Source organism: Crassaminicella profunda (genome assembly GCF_019884785.1).
GTDB lineage: Bacteria > Bacillota > Clostridia > Peptostreptococcales > Thermotaleaceae > Crassaminicella > Crassaminicella profunda.
Genome location: NZ_CP082326.1, coordinates 3047650 through 3068236, shown reverse-complemented (window position 1 = coordinate 3068236; position 20587 = coordinate 3047650). Strand labels below are relative to the sequence as shown.

Here is a 20587-nt window from a genome sequence, read left to right as displayed (position 1 = left end):
CAAAAAGAGAAAGGGAGGTTTTCATATGTTTGAACATTTAAATGTGAGAGTGAATTTTAATAAAGCAGATTATACCAATCTTTATTTTATGGAAGAAGACAAAAGGATTCTAAGAGAGCTTGCTAAGGAAGTAGCAGAAATTGCAGGAAAATCTATTATGGAAGAAAAAAAGAAGCTTTGGACAAAGCATAATAAGCTTGAAAATACAAGACCACTTGTATTTTGCGATCCAGAAAACGGTTGGAATGAGATTATAAGAGATGAACAGATCAAATGTAAAAATAGCATTGCAAGACATTGGGAATGTCATCTTAGAAAACAAATCTTTTGGGGAAATGAGATGAAGGATGATTATGTGGTAGAGCCACATTTTAATGTTCCTCATGTATATACCGAAAAACCTTGGAATGTAGCTAATAGTAAAATAGCTGGGAATTATTCTTATAGACAAGATGGAGGGGCTTATGCTATTGAGACTATTTTAGAAGATTACGAAAAAATAGATTTGATTACAAAACCTAAAATTCATATTGACTATGATACGACCAATAAAGTATTAGAAATAGCCCATGAAATTTTTGATGGCATTTTAGAAGTAAGACTTGAAACCATATGGTTTTGGTCTGTTGGACTTACAGATGAATATGCTAGACTTCGAGGAATGGATAAATTGATGTTTGATTTTTATGATTATCCTGAAAAAGTACACCAGCTAATGGAATTATTGATGAAAGGGACTATGGAAAAACTAGACTTTTTAGAAAAAAATAATCTATTTAGTTTAAACAATGATGGTACTTATGTAGGGTCAGGTGGTATTGGATTTACAGATGAGCTTCCTGGTAAAGATTTTCATGGACAAGTTATGATGAAAAATATGTGGGGGCTTTCAGAAAGTCAAATTACAGTAGGGATTTCACCAAAAATGTTTGAAACCTTTATCTTTCCATATCAGAAAAAAATAATGGAAAGATTTGGTCTTAGTTGCTATGGATGTTGTGAGCCTATGGATAAAAGATTTGATATTGTAAAATCTGTATCCAATTTACGAAGAGTTTCTGTATCGCCTTGGGCTAATAAAGAAGTAATGTCTGAAAAACTGACAGATCAATATATTTATTCTTTAAAACCATCTCCCTCTCCTTTAGCAGTAACTAAAATGAATGAGGATGTTGTAAGAAAAGAAATTAGAGATGCCCTTAAAATTACTAAGAATAATATAGTAGAAATGATTATGAAGGATAATCATACGGTCGGAAACAACCCAAACAATGTAATTAGATGGGTGGAAATTGCAAGAGAAGAAATTGAATCAATATAAAAGGAGGAATCAATGATGATTTTAAAACAAATAGCTGAATATTTAGAGGATGGAATGGCTCCTAAAGTAAAAGAACTAGTACAGCAAGCATTAGATGAAGGGTTGGACCCGAAAATAATACTAGAAGAAGGTCTTCTTAAAGGGATGGAAGTGATAGGAAAACTCTTTAAAGAAAATGAAATATTTGTACCAGAGGTAATGATTGCAGCAAGAGCTATGAACGCAGGAATGAGCATATTAGAACCTGTTCTTGTAAAGATAGGAAATGTATCCTTAGGAAAGGTTGTTATTGGTACGGTGAAAGGAGATTTGCATGACATTGGTAAAAATATTGTGGGAATGATGTTGAAAGGAGCAGGTCTAGAGGTAATTGATTTAGGGGTAGATGTATCTGTAGAAAAGTTTGTGGATGAAGCAGAAGCAGTGGGAGCAAATATTATTTGTATGTCTGCATTATTAACCACAACCATGTTAAATATGGAAGCACTTATAAAGGAACTTGAAAATAGAGGGATTAGAGATCAGTATATCGTTATGATTGGAGGCGCTCCTGTAACGGATGATTTTGCAAAAAAAATAGGAGCAAACATATATACTCCTGATGCAGCTACTGCAGCAGAAGCTGCAAAGGAAGTTTTAATTGCTTAAATAATAATAAAGGAATGTAGATAAAAATAGTTATGAAAGAGGAGGCCTCTATGACAGGAAAAGAGAGAATTATAAAATTATTAAAAAAAGAAAAAGTAGATAAAGTACCATGGGTTCCATTTGCAGGTGTTCATGCAGGAAAACTTAAAGGATATACGGCAAAGGAAATATTACAAGATAAAGATAAATTGGTGGAGGCATTATTAGAAGTAAAGAAATTATATCAACCTGATGGCATGCCAGTAGTCTTTGATTTACAAATGGAAGCAGAAGTTTTAGGGTGCGATTTATTATGGGCTGAGAATAATCCTCCTTCTGTAAGAACTCATCCTTTAGCGGAGACAAAGGATATACCTTGTACTTGTATGGTGCCTTCTGAAAATGATGGAAGAATCCCTATGATTTTGGAAGCTATGAGAGAAATAAGAGAAAAAATTGGGGAAGATACAGCTCTTTATGGATTGATTACTGGACCTTTTACATTGGCTTCTCACTTAAGAGGGGTAAATATTTTCATGGATATGATTGAAGATCCAGAATACACTAAAAAATTATTAGCCTATACAACAGAAGTTGCAAATGCTATGAGCAAATATTTTATAGAGGCTGGCATGGATGTGATTGCTGTAGTTGATCCATTAGTATCTCAAATCTCTCCAAGACATTTTAAAAAATTATTACATGAACCATTTAAAGTTGTTTTTGATTTTATCCGTGAGAATGGGGCATTATCTTCATTCTTTGTATGTGGTGATGCCACAAAAAATATTGAACCTATGTGTAAAACAAATCCAGATTCTATTTCAGTAGATGAAAATGTGGACATGGTAGTAGCTAAGGAAGTTACGGATCAATATGATGTTGTAATTGGTGGAAATATTCCATTGACAACAGTTATGCTTCACGGAACTCAACAAGATAATATGAAATATGTTGTAGATCTTTTAGATCAGCTAACTCATGAGCGATTGATTATAGCACCAGGGTGTGATATGCCATATGATTTACCTATTGAAAATACAATTGCTGTACAGCAAGCTGTTCGTCAAACGGAAGAAATTAGAGAAATATTAAAGAATTATACAGCAGTAGAGCAAGATATAGAAATTGAAATACCTGATTATAAGAATCTTAAAAAACCTTTTATTGAAGTATTTACATTAGATTCTGTTGCTTGTGCAGCTTGTACTTATATGTTAGGAGCTGCAATGGATGCAAAAGAATATTTTGGAGATGCTATTGATGTAATTGAATATAAATATACAGAAAAAGAAAGTATTGCACGTTGTAAAGCTATGGGGGTTACAAATCTACCAAGTATATATATTAATGGAAAAGTAGAATATAAATCAATTATTCCAAGTCGTCAAGAGCTTTTTGCAAAAATCGAAGAAGCAAAAAAAGAACTTGCATAGCCTAGATTTTGAAAAAAGGATTCTGATAACCAGAATCCTTTTCAACTATATATTTAGAAGCATAGGCGTAAATTTTAATCATAGAGGATAAAAATTTTAAATTTGACGCAATGGATAGATATAAGGGATTAAAAGGAGGCGTTAAGATGATTGATATTTATTTAATTACTGGTTTTTTAGGAGCAGGTAAGACAACCTTGATGAAAAATCTTATTAAAGGATTTCAAAATAATAAAACAGCTATTATTGTCAACGAATTTGGAAAAGAAGGGGTAGATGGAACTCTACTAGAAAAAGAAGGCATGGTTATAGAGGAGATCAATAATGGATCGATCTTTTGTGTATGTAGATCAGATATGTTTATAGATGCTTTAATAAAGGCTAGAGAATTAGATGTTGAATATATCATTGTAGAAAGTTCAGGGTTGGCAGATCCCTTTGGAATGCCCAAAATTATGAATATCCTTGAAAAGTTAGCGCCACAAGCGTTTCACTATAGTGGTTCAATTTGTGTAGTGGACAGTAAAAACTTTTATAAAGTCTATGAGACTGCTGTTGCAATCAAGAATCAAGTACAAGGAGCGGACCTTATCGTTATCAATAAAGTGGATATGGCTAAAACTGAAGAAATTGAAGAGATAGAAAAAACGATAAAAGAATTAAATCATCATGCAGATATTATCAAAACATCTTATTCAAAAGTTGATGATTTTGATAATATCTATAAATTACAGTGGCATAAACCTGATATGAAAGGGATTTTAATTAAAAAGACATTAGAAATTAGTAAATATATTTTAAAGTTTGAAACTGTTGATCTAGATGAATTAAAGGATTGGTTAAAGGAATGGACAAAAGAGGTATATCGTGTAAAGGGGTTTTGTAAAATCAAAGATATTTGGTATTTTATTGAAGCCGTTCAAGATCAAATTTATATAAAAAAAATAGATGGGGAGAGGAATGAGAATTTCCTTGTAGTATTAGGACCTAATAAAGATGTGATAAAAAAGAAAATAAAAGCAAGCTGGTTTGAAAAGTTTGGAATAAAAATAGAGATTATATAATTTTAATAATTGTAGCCATGATATGTCTAATTATTAAAGGAAGTTAGGGGGAGAACTATTTTGAATAAAATGATTGTAGATTTGAAAGATTGTAAAAAAGCTGTATATATCAATAGTGAAGAAACTGTACTAGAAGCTTTGAATAAGGAAGGTATACTTGTGTATGCTCCTTGTGGAGGGAAAGGTGACTGTGGAAAGTGTAAGATAAAAATAAAAGGACAAATCAGTCCTATTACAAAAGAGGAAAGAAAAATATTGACGAAGGAAGAGATTTACAAAGGAATCAGGCTTGCTTGTAAAACATATTTATATGGACAAGCAGAGGCTGAAATATTAGAGGAGCAATTTACGAATGAATCAAAAGGAAAATTAGGGGCAAAAAGAATATATGCAATAGATAATCATATTGTAAAAAAAGTAGTTCAATTAGATTCTCCAACTTTTGAAAATGGATATACAATGGCAGATGCAATAAAGAAAAAATTAGGAAATGTCCATATAGGACTAAAAATAATGAGGTATTTATCCCATCATATAGATTATACAAAAGATACTACATTTACTTTATATAAGGATGAATTGATTGATATAGAATATGAGGATACCCGTGATCAAATATATGGTATAGCTATTGATATTGGGACAACGACAGTTGTATGTTATTTGATAGATTTAGTAAAAGGGGTATCTATAGAGGTAAGTTCTATGCAAAATCCTCAAGTTGGATATGGTGCAGATGTAATATCAAGAATCAATTATACTTTAGAAAATAAAGATGGATTAGAGATATTGAATAAAAGAATCATTCATGGAATTGATGAGTTAATTCATAAAGTGATGGAAAAGACAAAAATAGAAAAAAGGCATATATATGAGTGTGTGTTAGTAGCCAATACGACTATGACCCATTTATTTTTAGGGCTAGATGCAAGTAGTCTATCTAGAGTACCCTTTAATGCTGTAACAAAAGAAATAATTATAGAGGATGCAGAACAAATAGGTATAAAAAATATAAACACAAAAGGAAAGGTTGTATTTTTACCAGGAATAGCAGGATTCGTTGGAGCAGATACAGTGGGCGCTATGATTGCAGCAAATTTAATAAATAACAAGGATATAAAGCTATTGATAGATTTAGGAACAAATGGAGAGATTGTTCTTTCAACCCCAAAAGGAAATTATGCTTGTTCAACGGCAGCAGGACCAGCTTTCGAAGGTGCAAAGATAAAATATGGCATGCAGGCATTTTCTGGAGCAATCAATCAAGTTGAAATTACAGATGATTTGTATTATACAACCATTGATCAGAAACCTGCTAAGGGCATATGTGGATCAGGTTTAATTGATATTGTGAGTGAATTATTACGAGTAGGAATTATTAGAGAAGATGGAAAAATTGTAGATACAGAAGATTTGGAAAATGAAAAATTGGCTAGAAGAATTATAAAAAATGGTAGCCAAAAGGAAGTAATCATAGCCTATGAAAATGAGACCCAAAAAGATGGTTATATAGCTATTACTCAAAAGGATATTCGAGAAATTCAACTTGCCAAAGGAGCTATTCGAGGAGGGATAAATATATTACTTAAAGTTGCGAAAGTAAAAATAAATGATATTGATAAGATATTGTTAGCTGGAACTTTTGGAAACTTTATTAATAAAGAAAGTGCACGTAGGATAGGGGTATTTCCAAATGTGTCTATGGATAAAATTATTTCTATAGGAAATGCAGCTGGAGAAGGGGCTATCACGGCACTTTGTAATCAAACTGTTATTCAAGAGCAAGCAGAAGTTTATTCTTCAACAACTAAGCATATTGAAATCTCAAATCATCCAGATTTCCAAGATGAATTTTTAGAAGGAATGTATTTAAAATAGAAATGGAGGGATAGATATAAGATTAAAAGCATTTATTTGTGATGTACTATCACGTGAATTTTACTATTGGGCAGCTTTATCTGAACATGTAGTAGATATAGAATTGATGAGTTCAGATTATCATGAATATCCTAAAGATATGCATAAGATTCTTCAGCAAAAAATTGATGAATTAGAAAAAGTGAAAGATCAATATGATTATATTTTACTTGGATTTGGACTATGTGGGAATGTATTAGAAGATTTAGAAAGTAGAAGTATTCCTATTGTTGCCCCTAGAGCTCATGATTGTATTACATTATTTATGGGTTCAAAAGAAACTTATGAAAAATATTTTAAGGAAAATACAGGTACCATGTATTATATTGAATCATGGATTGATAGAAATGGGTTGAAAAAAGAAAGAAAAGAGCTAGAAAGTATTGGAATGAATAACAGTTATGAGGAATATGTAGAAAAATATGGAGAGGAAAATGCTAAGTATCTAATTCAAATGGCAGATGAATGGAAAAGTCGATACAATAAAGCTTTGTATATTTCAAGTGAATTAAAGCATAAGGATTTTTCCAAAGAGGTTAAAGAATTAGCAGAGGAAAGAAATTGGGATTATGAAGAAAGAAAAAATAATTGTGACTTAATAAAAAAGATGGTCAATGGAGAATGGCAGGAAAATAAATTTTTAATCGTAGATCAGCATAGTAAGATTTATCATACAACAGATAGTAAACTTATTGATTTTAAAGATAATAAAGATTTTTAAAATGTAATAGGGTAAGTTATTAGGGCATATTGACGATTTTATGAAAGCTGTAGCTAAGTTTGTAATTTAAGAAATATGACATCATTGAAAATACTGAAGGAGATATATTGTAGTAATATTAGTGAGATTCTTTGGACATAGAGTTTAGAGAAGAAAGAGGTAGTTATAACAGCTAAAATTAGCTGCATAACTACCTCTTTAATGTAATAATAACTCACCAATCATATTGTCTGTTAAACGAATGCGTAGGTCGTCTGCGTAAGCTTTTAATAAAATCTTTTGCATGGTTATAGGGACATCTTCCCGATTAAGTTTATGAATAAAACTTTTTATCAAATTTAGATTGCCTTGAAAAACTAATAGGTACATAAAATCCCTCCGTATCTATTCAGTATTTGCATTTTTTTCTTTATAGAATACGAGATCACAGGAAGGTTTAGGGTATAATTATTGTTGGAAAATTGTGCTAAAATTATTTGAGCGCAGTAAGTAGTATTTTGGATGGAATTTTTTTTGAAAAACTTGTAAACTAGGATGGACCGTTGATAAAATATATTTATAATATGAGAAAAGGAGAATAAATCATGTTTGATTTTTTATTTGGAAAGAAGAAAAAAAATAATTTAAATGAAAAAGAAATAGGAGATAAAAAAGAAGATACAATTCCTGAAATAGAATATAAGAAAAAGGGAAATAAATTTTCAAAAGTATCAGAAGAAGTAATTGCAAAAGCTATCAAGGAAGCTTTATTAAAAGATAAAGATTGATGAAAGATAGAAACTAAATGTAGAAAAGATTAATTGTGATATGTATATTTTTATAAAAGAATACAAGATAGCTTATGGATGAAAAATTTTAAAAATAAATAGTAGAAAAGACTGCTAATGAATATTGGTAGTCTTAAATTTTTGTAGAAAAAAGAATAAAAACAATTTGTTCAGAAATTGTTGAGAACCATATTATATAATATAATAACTTAAATTTAAAAATTTTGACTAGACTACACTATTTAAGAAATAATTTGTATTAAAACCCTGTCGAAACTTTGCTAAAAATATGAAAAATATGATATAATATGAAAAATAGGTATAAAGTCCTATATGATAATAATGAAGAAAAATTTAAAAGACATATCATGAAGGGGATGTTAAGTATGTTGAAATTTACAAAACCAAATAGAATATGTTTTATAGGGAAATCAACAGAGTTACTAATGTTTTTAAAACATCTATCAATTACTTATCCCAAAATAAAAGATATAAAACAAGCTAAGTACTATAATTAACGTAAATCGTCAGAAGCTGGTTAGAGTGTAAACCAATATACTAGTTAAAGAGAGTACTGCTGGTGCTGCTATATAATAAATAGGTACTATGACTTTGAAAGGAGAAGGCGTAATGGATCAAAAATATGACAAAATATTAGAGCAAAACCTTGAAAGTTGTAATGACAAATTTATTGAAAAACAAAAAAAGCAGATGCAGTCAGAAAATCAAAAACTAATGAATTATATATCCATTATAAGAGAAGAAAAAAAGAAAAAATATTTTTGGAACAAAATATTTTACAAATAAAGATTTCAATGGTTTTTTATAAGTTCTAATCAATAAATTTAAGTATTTGAATATATTTTTTCATATACCTTCTATGTATTAATCTTGATATAAATTTTTTGTTGTAAAGTTTAGGAATCCTATTTTTGTGAATAACTAATATGCTACCTCTGAATGATATTTTGTATAACTTAATAAAATATTTGACATAGTGATTTGTATAAGATGTTAGTGAATATTTCTTGTGGTTTATTTTATTGAAAAAATATATTGCACGAGAATGTGAGGGATGTCTATTTTTTTTTGTCAAAAGTTATAAAATTTCATTATTCAAAGATAAAAGAAATAGACAGGATTTGTTTAGAGATTGTTGAGATTGATATTATATAATTATAACAAATCGAAGGAGGTGAAAATATTTAGTGTTTATTGGATTAAGAGAGTGTTAGGTGAAAAATTAAATTTTAATAAAAAGGAAAGGAGGAGATCGAAGATTTTTGTTTTAAAAAACTTAATAGGAAAGGAGGGATTTTATGAAGTACCTCTATAAGAAAAGGCATTACTATATAAGCTTGTTTACTATTTCTATTCTACTGATGCAAGTTTTTATTCCATTTTTTAATATTATTGCTTTTGCAGAGGGAGATAATGGTCTTTCTATTACACAATCTGTTGATAAAACAGTGGTTGCGCCTGGTGATATAGTTACTGTTACATTAAGGTATAGTTCTGGTAGTAGTGTTGCATCCTTTCAGGACGTTCAATTAAGCTATACGATTCCTAAAGGTTTCATATACAAAGACTATCAACGATCATCTCATGTAAAAGGAGTTCCAATCCATAAGGATGGTACAATAACATTTGATTTAGCGGATGAAGGATTTACTGGAAATATTTTAAGTGCAGGGAAGTCTGGAGATGTAAAAGTTATTTTTCAGGCACCTAATCCAAGTGTATATCCGAATGATACAAATATTGGATTAAAGGCGGGTAAGATTGAAGGGAAAGTTGTCTCTAATTCAGAAAGAGCAACTGCATCTAGTAATACGTTAAATCTTACTATGAAGCTAGGTCCTAGTTGGATTGTTACGAAAAATGTAGTCGTTGGGAATGAAGAAAAACATTCTACACCTGGAAATCCTATACCTATTACAATTTCTAAAAATCCAGATCAAAAAAGTATAGATGTGAATTATAGAATTAGTTTGAAGAATGGGAATATAGATTTAAAGGATGTAAAGTTAAAAGATACATTACCTGATAATGCAACATATGTATCCCATACTCCGAATAATTCAAATATTACATTTTCTAAAGACTCTTCAGGTAAAAATCTTACCTGGACATTAAAGGATGTTCCTGCAGGAAAAACCACATCTATAGATGTCAAAATAAGATATGCAATATTTAGAAAAAGTGGTGACCAAGGTGTAAAGAAAGGTGATTTACGCACGAATACCATCTCCGTAACAGGTTTTCCTATCATAATGAATCAAGGGAGTGGAGAAAAAGAGAAGCATTCAGAAGAAATTATTTTTAAAGAGGCTTCAGATTCTGTAACTGTCACATTTCAAGAATCCACAGCTGTTTGGAAAGTAGAGACTACTGGTCCTAAGGAGATCATCATCACAAAGGATTTAAGAAAAAAGGAAGTAGATGGAGAGTATAATCTTATCTTGACAGGTGGGGATATCCCTCTAAAAGATGTAGTGCTGACATATACTCTTGGGAATGATGAAGCGTATACAATTTTATCTCCTGACGTATCTGGTATAACTAAAGAGGGGAATAAACTTATTTGGAGAATCCCTGAAGTGGATGCAAATGTTACCTTATCTAAAACCATTAGACTGACATATCCTATAGCTGCAAGAAATAATGGTATAGGGGTAGCTCATAATGATACACGGATTCATCATATTACTGGAACAGGAAAGTCTAAGTATGATAATAGTTCAGTAACTTTTAATCCAGCTAGTGATGAGGTTACTACTAAATTCATTGACTCTGACGAAGAATGGTATCTAGAAAAAACTGCACCCTCAGCAGTTGTGATTCCAGATGAGACAGATCCAAGTAATAATACTTTAGCTGTTGATTATACCATTAAGCTAAAAAGTACGGGTCATTATGATGGTAGTGGTAATTATAATGTAGATTTAAAAACAGTAAATATAAAAGATGTTTTACCAGACAATGCAACATATAAAACATCAAAAATTACACCGTCTGGCTATGGTGGAAAAGTTAACATTACAGAAGGTGATCATTGGGTAAATTGGCAGTTTACTGATGTAGATACAAAAAATCCACCTGTTATCAAAGTTACTTTAGAATATCCTATTGCAAAAAATTTATTGGGTGCTAGTATTTCAAATACTGTTACTGCCACAGGTTATCCTATTATAAATGGTTTTGGTGGTATTGGAAGCTTGCTGACTTTTAAAACAGGTACTATTTCTGTTGAAAATACAAATAAAGCAACTACTAAATTCATCAGTCAATCACCCCCATCTCCTAAAGTGGACTTGGCAATAGATGATTACAATGAAGATACAAACAATTCACTTTATAAACATTTTGATCATGGATATGATGTAGTATATAATCTTGACATTGATAATTTAAAAAATAATGGACATGATTTATATGACGCATCTTTGGTACAAGAGTTATCTTCTGACATAGATTACTCTAGCATTTCTTTAGGAAAATCTTCATCAGCTGTAAGCTTTCAGTTTTGGTATAAAACAGATGGTGACTGGATGAAATATGATGGAAGTTTTAATACGAGTACAGAAAGTACATTAACCGTAAAGGATTTTACAAACGGTAAACAACTTACGGGTATAAAGCTAGAATTCAATGATAAGCTTCCTAAAGATTTTCAGTTATCAAAAAAGATTCGATTAATAGGAAAAATAAAGGATTCAGCAACAGATCGATCAACTATTCAAAGTAATGGGTATTTAGACTATCAATATATCAAAAGATTTGATAGCGAGAAAGCATCAGCGAAAGCTCAAGATGCTATTAGCTTTTTGGTTTATTTAAAAACTGCTTGGATCTCTAATCTAGAAAAAAAAGATCTTACTCAAAGTACAAGAGGGTATGATCCAGGGGATGAAATTTTATTTGAATTATCAGCTACCAATCATTCTAGGTTAGCAACAGATTCATTTAAAAATCCTATTTTTATAGATATCCTTCCTAAAGGATTCGAGCTTGTAGAAAATTCAGAAAAGGTAGTGGGGGGCACTGCAAGTAAACCAGATTTAACAAAAGATAGTATAGGGGATAGAACTTTATTGATATGGCGCTGGAGTAGTTATAATCTTTTAAAAGGTGAAACTTTAAAGTTACAATATAAAGTGAAAATCAAAGATTATACAAAACCTACTGCTGATGATACTAAGTATGCCAATGAATTTTATGTATCAAGCAATGGAAAATTTCTAGCTGAAGCTTCCCTCATAAAAATAGATGGGGAAGATTTAGATAGAGATAGTTCTAAAGTAGATACTATTTTAGTAGCAGAACCTGTTTCTATCAAGGTAAATAGAATGCCTGGTCTTTCTACTTCAAAGTGGGTAAGAGGTCATCTTGATCCTGTAGATGGATATACAAATAGTCCTAATGCAAGTGATGCTGCTGTTACTACCCCTGGTGGTGCTGCTGACTATAAGCTAATCGTTCAGAATACAGGAAATATTAATATGAAAGAAATTGAAATTATAGATATTCTTTCTCATATTGGGGATTCAGAAGTGCTACGTCCTAATGTAAAAAGAGATTCTACATGGAGGCCTTATTTGCTTGAACAAATCACTAAAGGTAATTTTACATATGATAATGGAAGTTCTATAAATGCAACGACGAATGTTTTTTATAGTAAACTTTCAAACCCAAAACGTAAAGGACCTTATGGAGAAGATATAGCTTCCAGTAACGATGACTGGTCTGAAACACCACCAAAAGATATTACAAAAGTTCAATCGTTAAAATTTAACATAACGAATATTAATGGTGGAACTGGTTTAGAACCAGGTAAGAAGCTGGTAGTAAAATGGAGAATGAGAACTCCTGTAGATTCGAATCCTGCAAGTATGAATGGTGGGATTGCATGGAATAGCATTAGTACAAGCGGAATTGGTGAGACTGACGAGGATGTATTTTTACCAGCGGAACCTTTTAAGGTAGGAATAAAAGTTGACCACCATGCAGAGGGTGAGATTGGAAACTTCGTATGGTTTGATAAAGATAAGAATGGACGCCAAGATGACGGATATGATGGTCAAGCTGCAGGGATTAATGGTATTAAGGTGAAATTGTTTAAAGAAGAAGGAGGACATTGGACTGAAAAGGATGAAACCTTAACAGGTCCTAGACATAGCCAGAATGCTCCTGGAATTGGACCACCTGGATATTATTTATTCCCTAAATTAGAAGCTGGAACATATTATGTTGAATTTTATCTTCCTAAAGATTACTACAAAGAAACTCCTATAAAAGATCCTGATGATCGTTTAAATTCTGATGGAGAATCTTCTAAAGAAGAAGGAGACTATCGAGTAGTAAAGAGTAAAGAGGTTACTATAACAGGTACAGAAAAAAATCATCATATTGATTTAGGATTGGTTGCGGCAACGGATGATGGAGAAGGTTTGAAGTTGGAGAAACAAGCTTATAAGTTTAAATATAAATCTTCTAATACTGAAGTTAACTTTGACAATCCAACAGCACCTTTAAAACCTGTAAATATAGGTGAAACCATTACCTATAGATTTGTTCTACAGAATACGGGAACAGTTCCGCTACACAATATCAAGCTAAAAGATATCCTTAGTGGCTTCCGATTTACGAACATAGTTAATTCTGATGATACAACAAAGCCTATCACGGAGGATGTTAGAATTACTAAATCTTCAGATACGGAGTTAACATTAGATAAACTAGAGTTAAATGAAGAATATGTTTTTGAAGGAACCTATACAGTAAAAGAAACAGATTTACCAGGACCTTTACAAAATATTGTTAAAGTGTGGGCGAATGAATTAAATGATGGTGGTTCCACAGGTGATACGGCTGCTAAAGAATCAACTGTAGAAGTAGATATAGCTGATTATAGCTTAGAAAAGGTAGTTTCTAAGATTGAAAAGGTAGATTCTCCTGGAACGTATATAACTCCTTCAGATGGTAAATTAGCAGAGGTAGAAGTAGGAGATAAGGTCACATATAAAATGACAGTGACTAATAATGGTAGTATTGCATTAAAAGATATAACAGTAAAAGATCCGAGAATCAATATGACTGAAACGATTACAGAAATTCCAGTAGGAGGATCTAAGTTTGTTACGAAAGAATATACGATCAAGGCAGAAGATCTATCATCTAAATCTATTACAAATACTGCTACTGTTGAAGATCCAGATAAAGATCAGCTCAGGTTTACAAAAACTGATCAATGTAATGTTAAGATTAAACACTTTACCATTACAAAAATAGCAGATCGTTCTACTGTAAATATAGGAGATACAATAAGATATACGATAAATTTAACAAATGATGGTGGTACGGATCTAAAAAATATTCAGCTTACAGATAAGTTGACAACTGGTAAAAATACTGAAAAAACATTAGATATTTTTACAGATAGTGCATGCACTAATAAGCTGAGTAATCCTATTCCAACATTGGTTAAAGGTGAAACAAAGACATTTTATGCAAAATATGAAGTAAAAGAGGTAGATGATATATCAGATGCTAGTACACAAAAGATCTCTAATACAGTAAATGCTACACGTGATGGTTATGGGGATAATGCTGATACACAAGATACATCAGATGTAGAAATTGCCCATATAGATCTTGATAAAACTGTAATTGAAAATGCAGAGTCAAAAGCTCCTTATGCTATTGGAGATGTTATTTATTATAAGGTTACTGTAAAGAATAGAGGAAGCAAAAATCTTACAGGGATCACTGTGACAGATTCCATTAAAGGCATAAATATTTTCACAGAAGCTATAAATTTAAATGCTGGTGATACATGGGTGAAAGATTATACTTATATAGTAAAAGAATCTGATATTTCAACAACAAAACTTAAAAATACAGCAAATGCTACACATACAGACATAAAAACTACTCAAGCAAAGGAAAAAGCAAAGGATAGCAAAGAAGTAGATACTATGGGCATTACACTAGAAAAGACAGGTGAAAAAGTAAACAAAACGAATCCTTTAAAAGAAGGAAGTCAAATCAAATATACCTTCAAGGTTAAAAATATAGGTAGTGCTGATTTGTCGGATGTAGTTATTAATGATGATAAGCTAACAGCAGATATCAATGTAGGAGATCTTTCATCAGGGGAGACAAAAACTATTTCTGATCAGCTTTATACTGTTAAGGATACTGATTTACCTGGTGCTATAAAAAATACAGCTATTGTTACAGGCAAAGATTCTAGTAAAACTAAAACAGTTTCAGCTACGGATCATGCATATGTAGGAGATGGTGCAATAGAGCTTAAAAAATATGTCCACCATGGCACGTATGATCAAACAAAAGCAGATAACGCTATAAGAAATGATGTAAACTCAGTACAAGGGCTTAAGGATGATGTTGTCACTTATATCTTTGTAGTAAAAAATATAAGTGATGCACACTTAAATAATATCCAAATAAAGGATGATTCTTTAGGGATAACTAGAGCTACACCAAGTGACTCTAACAAAGTAAAATATATAGCAGCCCTTAGTAGCAATACCCATCCTACTTTCGATGCTATGACGAAGTTAGCCACATCAGAAGAGCTTGTTTTTTATTATGAAACTACATTAACCAAGGACTTAAGTCCAACTACTTCAGATGCATATGCTTATGGTAATCCAGTTTCAAAGGATGTTGATGGGACAGAATCACTTGGAAGTACAGTATATTCTAAAGATCCAGCAGGTGTTGATTTAGTTAATCCTCAAATCACTTTAAAGAAGACAGCTTATACTGGAGCATATAAAGAGAATGAAGAAGGACATGCACTTGCTACTGGACTTAAAGATGATCTTGTTACGTATGTGTTTACTATAACGAACACAGGAGATACTTATTTAAATGATATTATGTTTAAAGATGAGTTTTTAAGTATAGCAGAAGCTAATATAAAAACAATATCTGGACTAAATTTAATAAGTTCAAAAAGTAACGATCCAAATAAACCATTAGCACCTGGACAAAAGCTAGTTTACTATTATCATGACCCTAGCTTTAAACTTTCTGAGGATATAGTAAATACTGCGAATGTTTTAGCAACACCAACAGATACAACTGGAAATGTTATAGAAACTATTGATACAGCAAATTATCCAAAATCTGAAAGTTCAGCTACAGTAGACAAAATCATTCCAGTAATAACACTTAAGAAAGAAATATTAACAAGTGATGGTACTCCTGCTGATAAAGTTTATAGACAAGATGGTAAACCTATTACTTATCAATTTACTATAACCAATACGGCTGAAGAGGACATTACCTTAACGAATTTTATTGTTACAGATGATCAATTAAGCATGACAAAAAATTTCCCAGATTTAAAATTAACTAAAGGACAATCTAAAGTTCTTACAAAAGCTACTACTGTAAGAGAAGCTTTAGAAACAAATACTGCTGTGGTTCATGCAAATCCTTTAGATCGTAATGGGAAGATTGTTTCATCTATTGATGTTACAGCTAGTGATATAGCAAATATTAAGATCATAAAGCCATCTGTAAAGATAGAAAAAACAGTAGCTTTAGGGAATGTAACGGATCCATCTAAGGCAAAAGAATTAGCAGAAGATTACCATGGAAAAGAAATTACCTATTTCTTTAAAGTAAGCAATACAGGGGATACTTATCTTAGTAATAAAGATCCTAATAAAATCAGAATAACGGATACCAGCATAAAACCTGATGGTAGTCCATTAGAGATCATGCCATTAGAGGAATATAAGGATACTAAATCTTTAAAACCTCATAAAGATGGAGAAACGGATGATTTTATAATCTACTACTATCAAACAACCGTTACAGGTGACCTTCATAAGAAAAATGCAAAAGTTATTGCTACACCTTCAGATGAAAATGGGGATAAATTAGTAGGGATACTAGAAGATGTAACGGATGAAAATGATGCCTCTGTTCAAGCCTTGAGTAAAATAGGGGATTATGTATGGTTAGAAACGAAACTTAACGATACAGATGTTCCTACAAAAGAAGGGATCAAAGGCGTTACACTTAAATTAAAAGACAAGGATGGTAATCCTGTAAAAGATACTTCTGGAAGTGATATTACTGCTACTACAGATGATGACGGTCATTATTGGTTTGAAAAAGTGAAATCAGGAGAATATATAATTGAAGTAGATACAAATACATTAAATATCTATTCAGATGAAAATAATCCTGATGGATTAGAAGTATATGAAAATTCATATGCATCAGATCATAAGCTTGATCATCAAACAAAATTAATCGTTCCATCTACTGGTACAACAGACGGTATAACAGAAACAGGACCTAAACCTATTGACACTGTAGATTTTGGATATAAACATTCAGGTAAGGTTACAGGGACTGTTTGGATTGACGGGGATAAAGATGGTAACATAGATAGCGCTGAAGAAAAGCTTTCAAATATTACCATTACCTTAAAAAATGTTGATACGAGTAAGTATACGATAGAACGTACTACTACAACGAAATCTAATGGAACTTACACATTTGAAGATTTACCATTAGAGAAATATGAAATAACAGTAACTGAACCATCTGATATAGAGTTAGAATTAGTATCCGATCCAGATCGTAAAAAGCCACTTTCTAATAGCTTTATTACAGAAAAATTAAGTGGAACAGAGAAAACTATATCTGATATAGACTTTGGTTATATATATGCAGGTTCTATAGGGGATTTAGTTTGGTATGACTTAGATGAAGATGGTATGAAAGATGCTGATGAAGAGGGAATTTCAGGCATCTCTGTTACGTTAAAAAATAATGGGACTGGTAAAAGTATTACCACTGTAACAAAAGATGGTACAGCTGGTACAACTAAGGGTATGTATCTATTTGAGAATTTACCGAAAGGCAATTACACAGTAACAGTAACCATGCCAGCGGATAAAAAGCTAAAGCAAGTATCTGACCCTGTAAACAATAAAGCATCTGATTCTAGTTATGAACCTAAAAACACTTATACTTGTGATTTAGATAAGGGTGAAAAAAATCTAAAAATAGATTTTGGATACAACCACACAGGTTCTATCTCAGGGCATGTACTATTAGATTCAAACAGCAATGGTAAAAAGGATACGGATGAAAATATTTTTGTTATAGGAAGTAAAGTAAAATTAATAGATCCATTGAATAAAATTACTAGAGATCCTATAACAATAGATGATACTGGAAAGTATTCCTTTGAAAAATTACCTGCTGGTGACTATAGAATCGAAGTTGAAGCACCTAGTTATCTAGCACCTAGTTACAATATAAATAAAAATCATCTTGATTTAAAATTAGATAGCGATACATCTGTAAATCTAATGATTGGAGAAAAAGAGGTAGATATAGATTTTGGATATAAAGGTACTGGAGTGATAGAAGGTGTCATTTGGCAAGATGAAGAAAATTACAAAGTCATAGACACTGACGAAAATCTCATTAAAGGTATCCAAGTAAAGCTTATGTATTTTGATGAAAATGGGAAGTTACAAGTGAAAACTACTACTACCAAAGATGGAGGCAAATATGCTTTTAATGAATTACTACCAAGAGAATATACGGTAGAAGTAGATAAGAGTGATCCTAAACTTAAAGAATTACTTTCAACATATATCTTCAAGATGGATCTCTCAATCATAGTGGATAAACCAGATATTACTTCTACAGTTGTTACTCTAACAAAAGAAGTTACATCACAAAAAGAAGTAAATTTTGGTTATCGCTCAAAAATTCCTAATTTGAAAATCGAGAAGATTGCTAATAAGTCAGAAGTAACAATCGGTGATCCTATAAAATATGCATTTACTATAACCAATACAGGTGAAACGGTTTTAACGAATGTATATCTAAAAGATGATCTATTAGACTTAAATACGAATTTAGGTGACTTAACAGTAGGTGAAGCAGTATATGTAAATGAAGAAAAATATCCAGCCTTAAAAGAAAAACTGGCATATAAAACATCTCAAAAAGATGTTAAGAATCCTATAGCAGGAAAAAAGAATGTTTATAAGATTATAAACAAAGCAACTGCAAATAGTGATCAAACAAATGAAGTGTCTGCTACCTATGAAGTTACACTGAATACAAATCCTGCGTTAGAACTTAAAAAGACAGGACCTCAAGGAACTGTTAGGATTGGTCAAGAAGTAAGTTATACCCTACTTCTTACAAACAAAGGAGATACGGTACTACATGATGTTTACTTAGAAGATGAATTGCTAAATTATAGTGAATATATTGGTGATTTATCAGTAGGAGAGTCTGTATATTCTACACCTAAAGAAATAAAATACACAGTAAAACAAAAAGATGCACCCAAGCTTGTCAATATAGCTACAGCTAAGAGCAAAGAGACAGGTGTAGTAAAATCTAATGAATGGCGTGTAGATGTTCAGATTAATCCAAATATCAAATTTATCAAAACAGGACCGAAAGGTGCTGTTAAAGTAGGAGATGAAATCGACTATGTTCTTACTGTAATCAATACAGGAGATACGGTATTACAAAGTGTATATGTAGAAGATGATATGTTAGGCTTTGATAAGTTCTTTGTTTATGATGAATTTGATCCAGATCATTTAGAAAAATTCTATCCTACTAAGTATAAGAAGTATAAAGTAACGGAAGAGGATTACTGGAGAGGATTTATCACAAATACAGCATATGCTTCCTTTACTGTATCTGAATCTGTATATGGCTCTGTATACAAATCAGAGAGAATTCCTTCTACATGGAATATAGGTACTATAACAGCAAATCAAAGCTTTGAAATCGAAAAAACTGTAAAAAATAGAAATAGTATAAATGGTAATATGGCTCGAGTAGGCGATGTGCTTGAATATACTATCAAAGTTACAAACACTGGTGATGTGAGGCTCGATGATATCCATGTTATAGATTTTTTAATAGATTTAGACGAAAAAGTTTCAATCGAAAAAGGGAAGTCTAAAACATTTATGGGAATATATATCATAAAGAAAGCTGATGAAAAAGCTAAAAAAGTTGTCAACACAGCAACTGCTTCACATAATCAGGCTGGAACAAAAAGTGATAGCGTTGAAACTACTATCAAGAATAATAACAGTGGTAGTGGTGGTTCTGGAGGTGGCGGAGGTGGTGGCTCAACACCAGATACAGGTGGAGATGAAGATAAAACACCAGATCAAGGTGGAGACGGTGGTGTAACACCAAATCAGCCAGATGAGCCAAAACAACCTGAACCAGAACAGCCAAATGACGTAGAGCAACCAGATCCAGTAGATCCAGAGCAACCAGATCAAAGTAAAAACACTGATATGGATACACCAGTAAGTGGAGAAATTGAAGTACCAGAAGATAGTATACCAAAGATAGAAAAAGAACCATCACATGGAAAAGTAATAATTGATGAAGATGGAAAATGGAAATACACACCAAATCCTGATTTTGTAGGTAAAGATACTTTCACTATCATTGTGACAGATGAGAATGGAAATGAAGAAGAGATCATTATAGAAATTGATGTAGATGAAATACCTCTTGGAAACCCAGATATTCCGAAAGGGACAAAGACTCTTCCAAATACAGGAGAATCAGGAAACGTAGCATTTTATTTGGTCGGTATGCTTTTCATTTTTATTGGTGTAATTTTAAGAAAGAGAAGAATATAATAAGAAAGACAGGGAGGTAAAAACCCTGTCTTTTCT

Annotated in this window: 9 protein-coding genes; all 9 read left to right on the top strand. The window is 31.6% G+C overall.

The window, feature by feature from the left end:
• The first annotated feature begins 25 nt into the window (after positions 1-25).
• Positions 26-1321: a hypothetical protein gene (locus K7H06_RS14300; protein ID WP_223036713.1), complete on the top strand. Its 1296-nt coding sequence runs from the start codon at positions 26-28 to the stop codon at positions 1319-1321.
• A 12-nt stretch (positions 1322-1333) separates the two neighbouring features.
• Complete coding sequence (locus K7H06_RS14295; RefSeq protein WP_223036712.1) at positions 1334-1969, top strand: corrinoid protein; 636 nt, start codon at positions 1334-1336, stop codon at positions 1967-1969.
• 50 nt (positions 1970-2019) lie between these two features.
• Positions 2020-3384 (top strand): uroporphyrinogen decarboxylase family protein, encoded by a 1365-nt coding sequence (locus K7H06_RS14290; protein ID WP_223036711.1) that lies wholly within the window; start codon positions 2020-2022, stop codon positions 3382-3384.
• Positions 3385-3530: 146 nt separating this feature from the next.
• Positions 3531-4448, top strand: a complete 918-nt coding sequence (locus K7H06_RS14285; RefSeq protein WP_223036710.1) for a CobW family GTP-binding protein — start codon at positions 3531-3533, stop codon at positions 4446-4448.
• Positions 4449-4517: 69 nt separating this feature from the next.
• Entirely contained in the window at positions 4518-6326 is a 1809-nt protein-coding gene (locus tag K7H06_RS14280) for an ASKHA domain-containing protein (RefSeq protein WP_246637714.1), read from the top strand.
• Positions 6327-6432: 106 nt separating this feature from the next.
• The gene (locus K7H06_RS14275) at positions 6433-7086 is read left to right on the top strand and encodes a DUF1638 domain-containing protein (RefSeq protein ID WP_246637713.1); all 654 of its coding nucleotides are present in this window, start codon (positions 6433-6435) and stop codon (positions 7084-7086) included.
• A gap of 584 nt (positions 7087-7670) precedes the next feature.
• Positions 7671-7853 carry a hypothetical protein gene (locus K7H06_RS14270; RefSeq protein ID WP_223036707.1) on the top strand — a complete coding sequence of 61 codons (183 nt, stop codon included), beginning with the start codon at positions 7671-7673 and terminating at the stop codon, positions 7851-7853.
• 630 nt (positions 7854-8483) lie between these two features.
• Positions 8484-8660, top strand: coding sequence for a hypothetical protein (locus tag K7H06_RS14265; protein ID WP_223036706.1), 177 nt, complete (start codon positions 8484-8486; stop codon positions 8658-8660).
• Positions 8661-9172: 512 nt separating this feature from the next.
• The gene (locus K7H06_RS14260; protein ID WP_223036705.1) at positions 9173-20551 is read left to right on the top strand and encodes a DUF7507 domain-containing protein; all 11379 of its coding nucleotides are present in this window, start codon (positions 9173-9175) and stop codon (positions 20549-20551) included.
• Positions 20552-20587 lie beyond the last annotated feature (36 nt).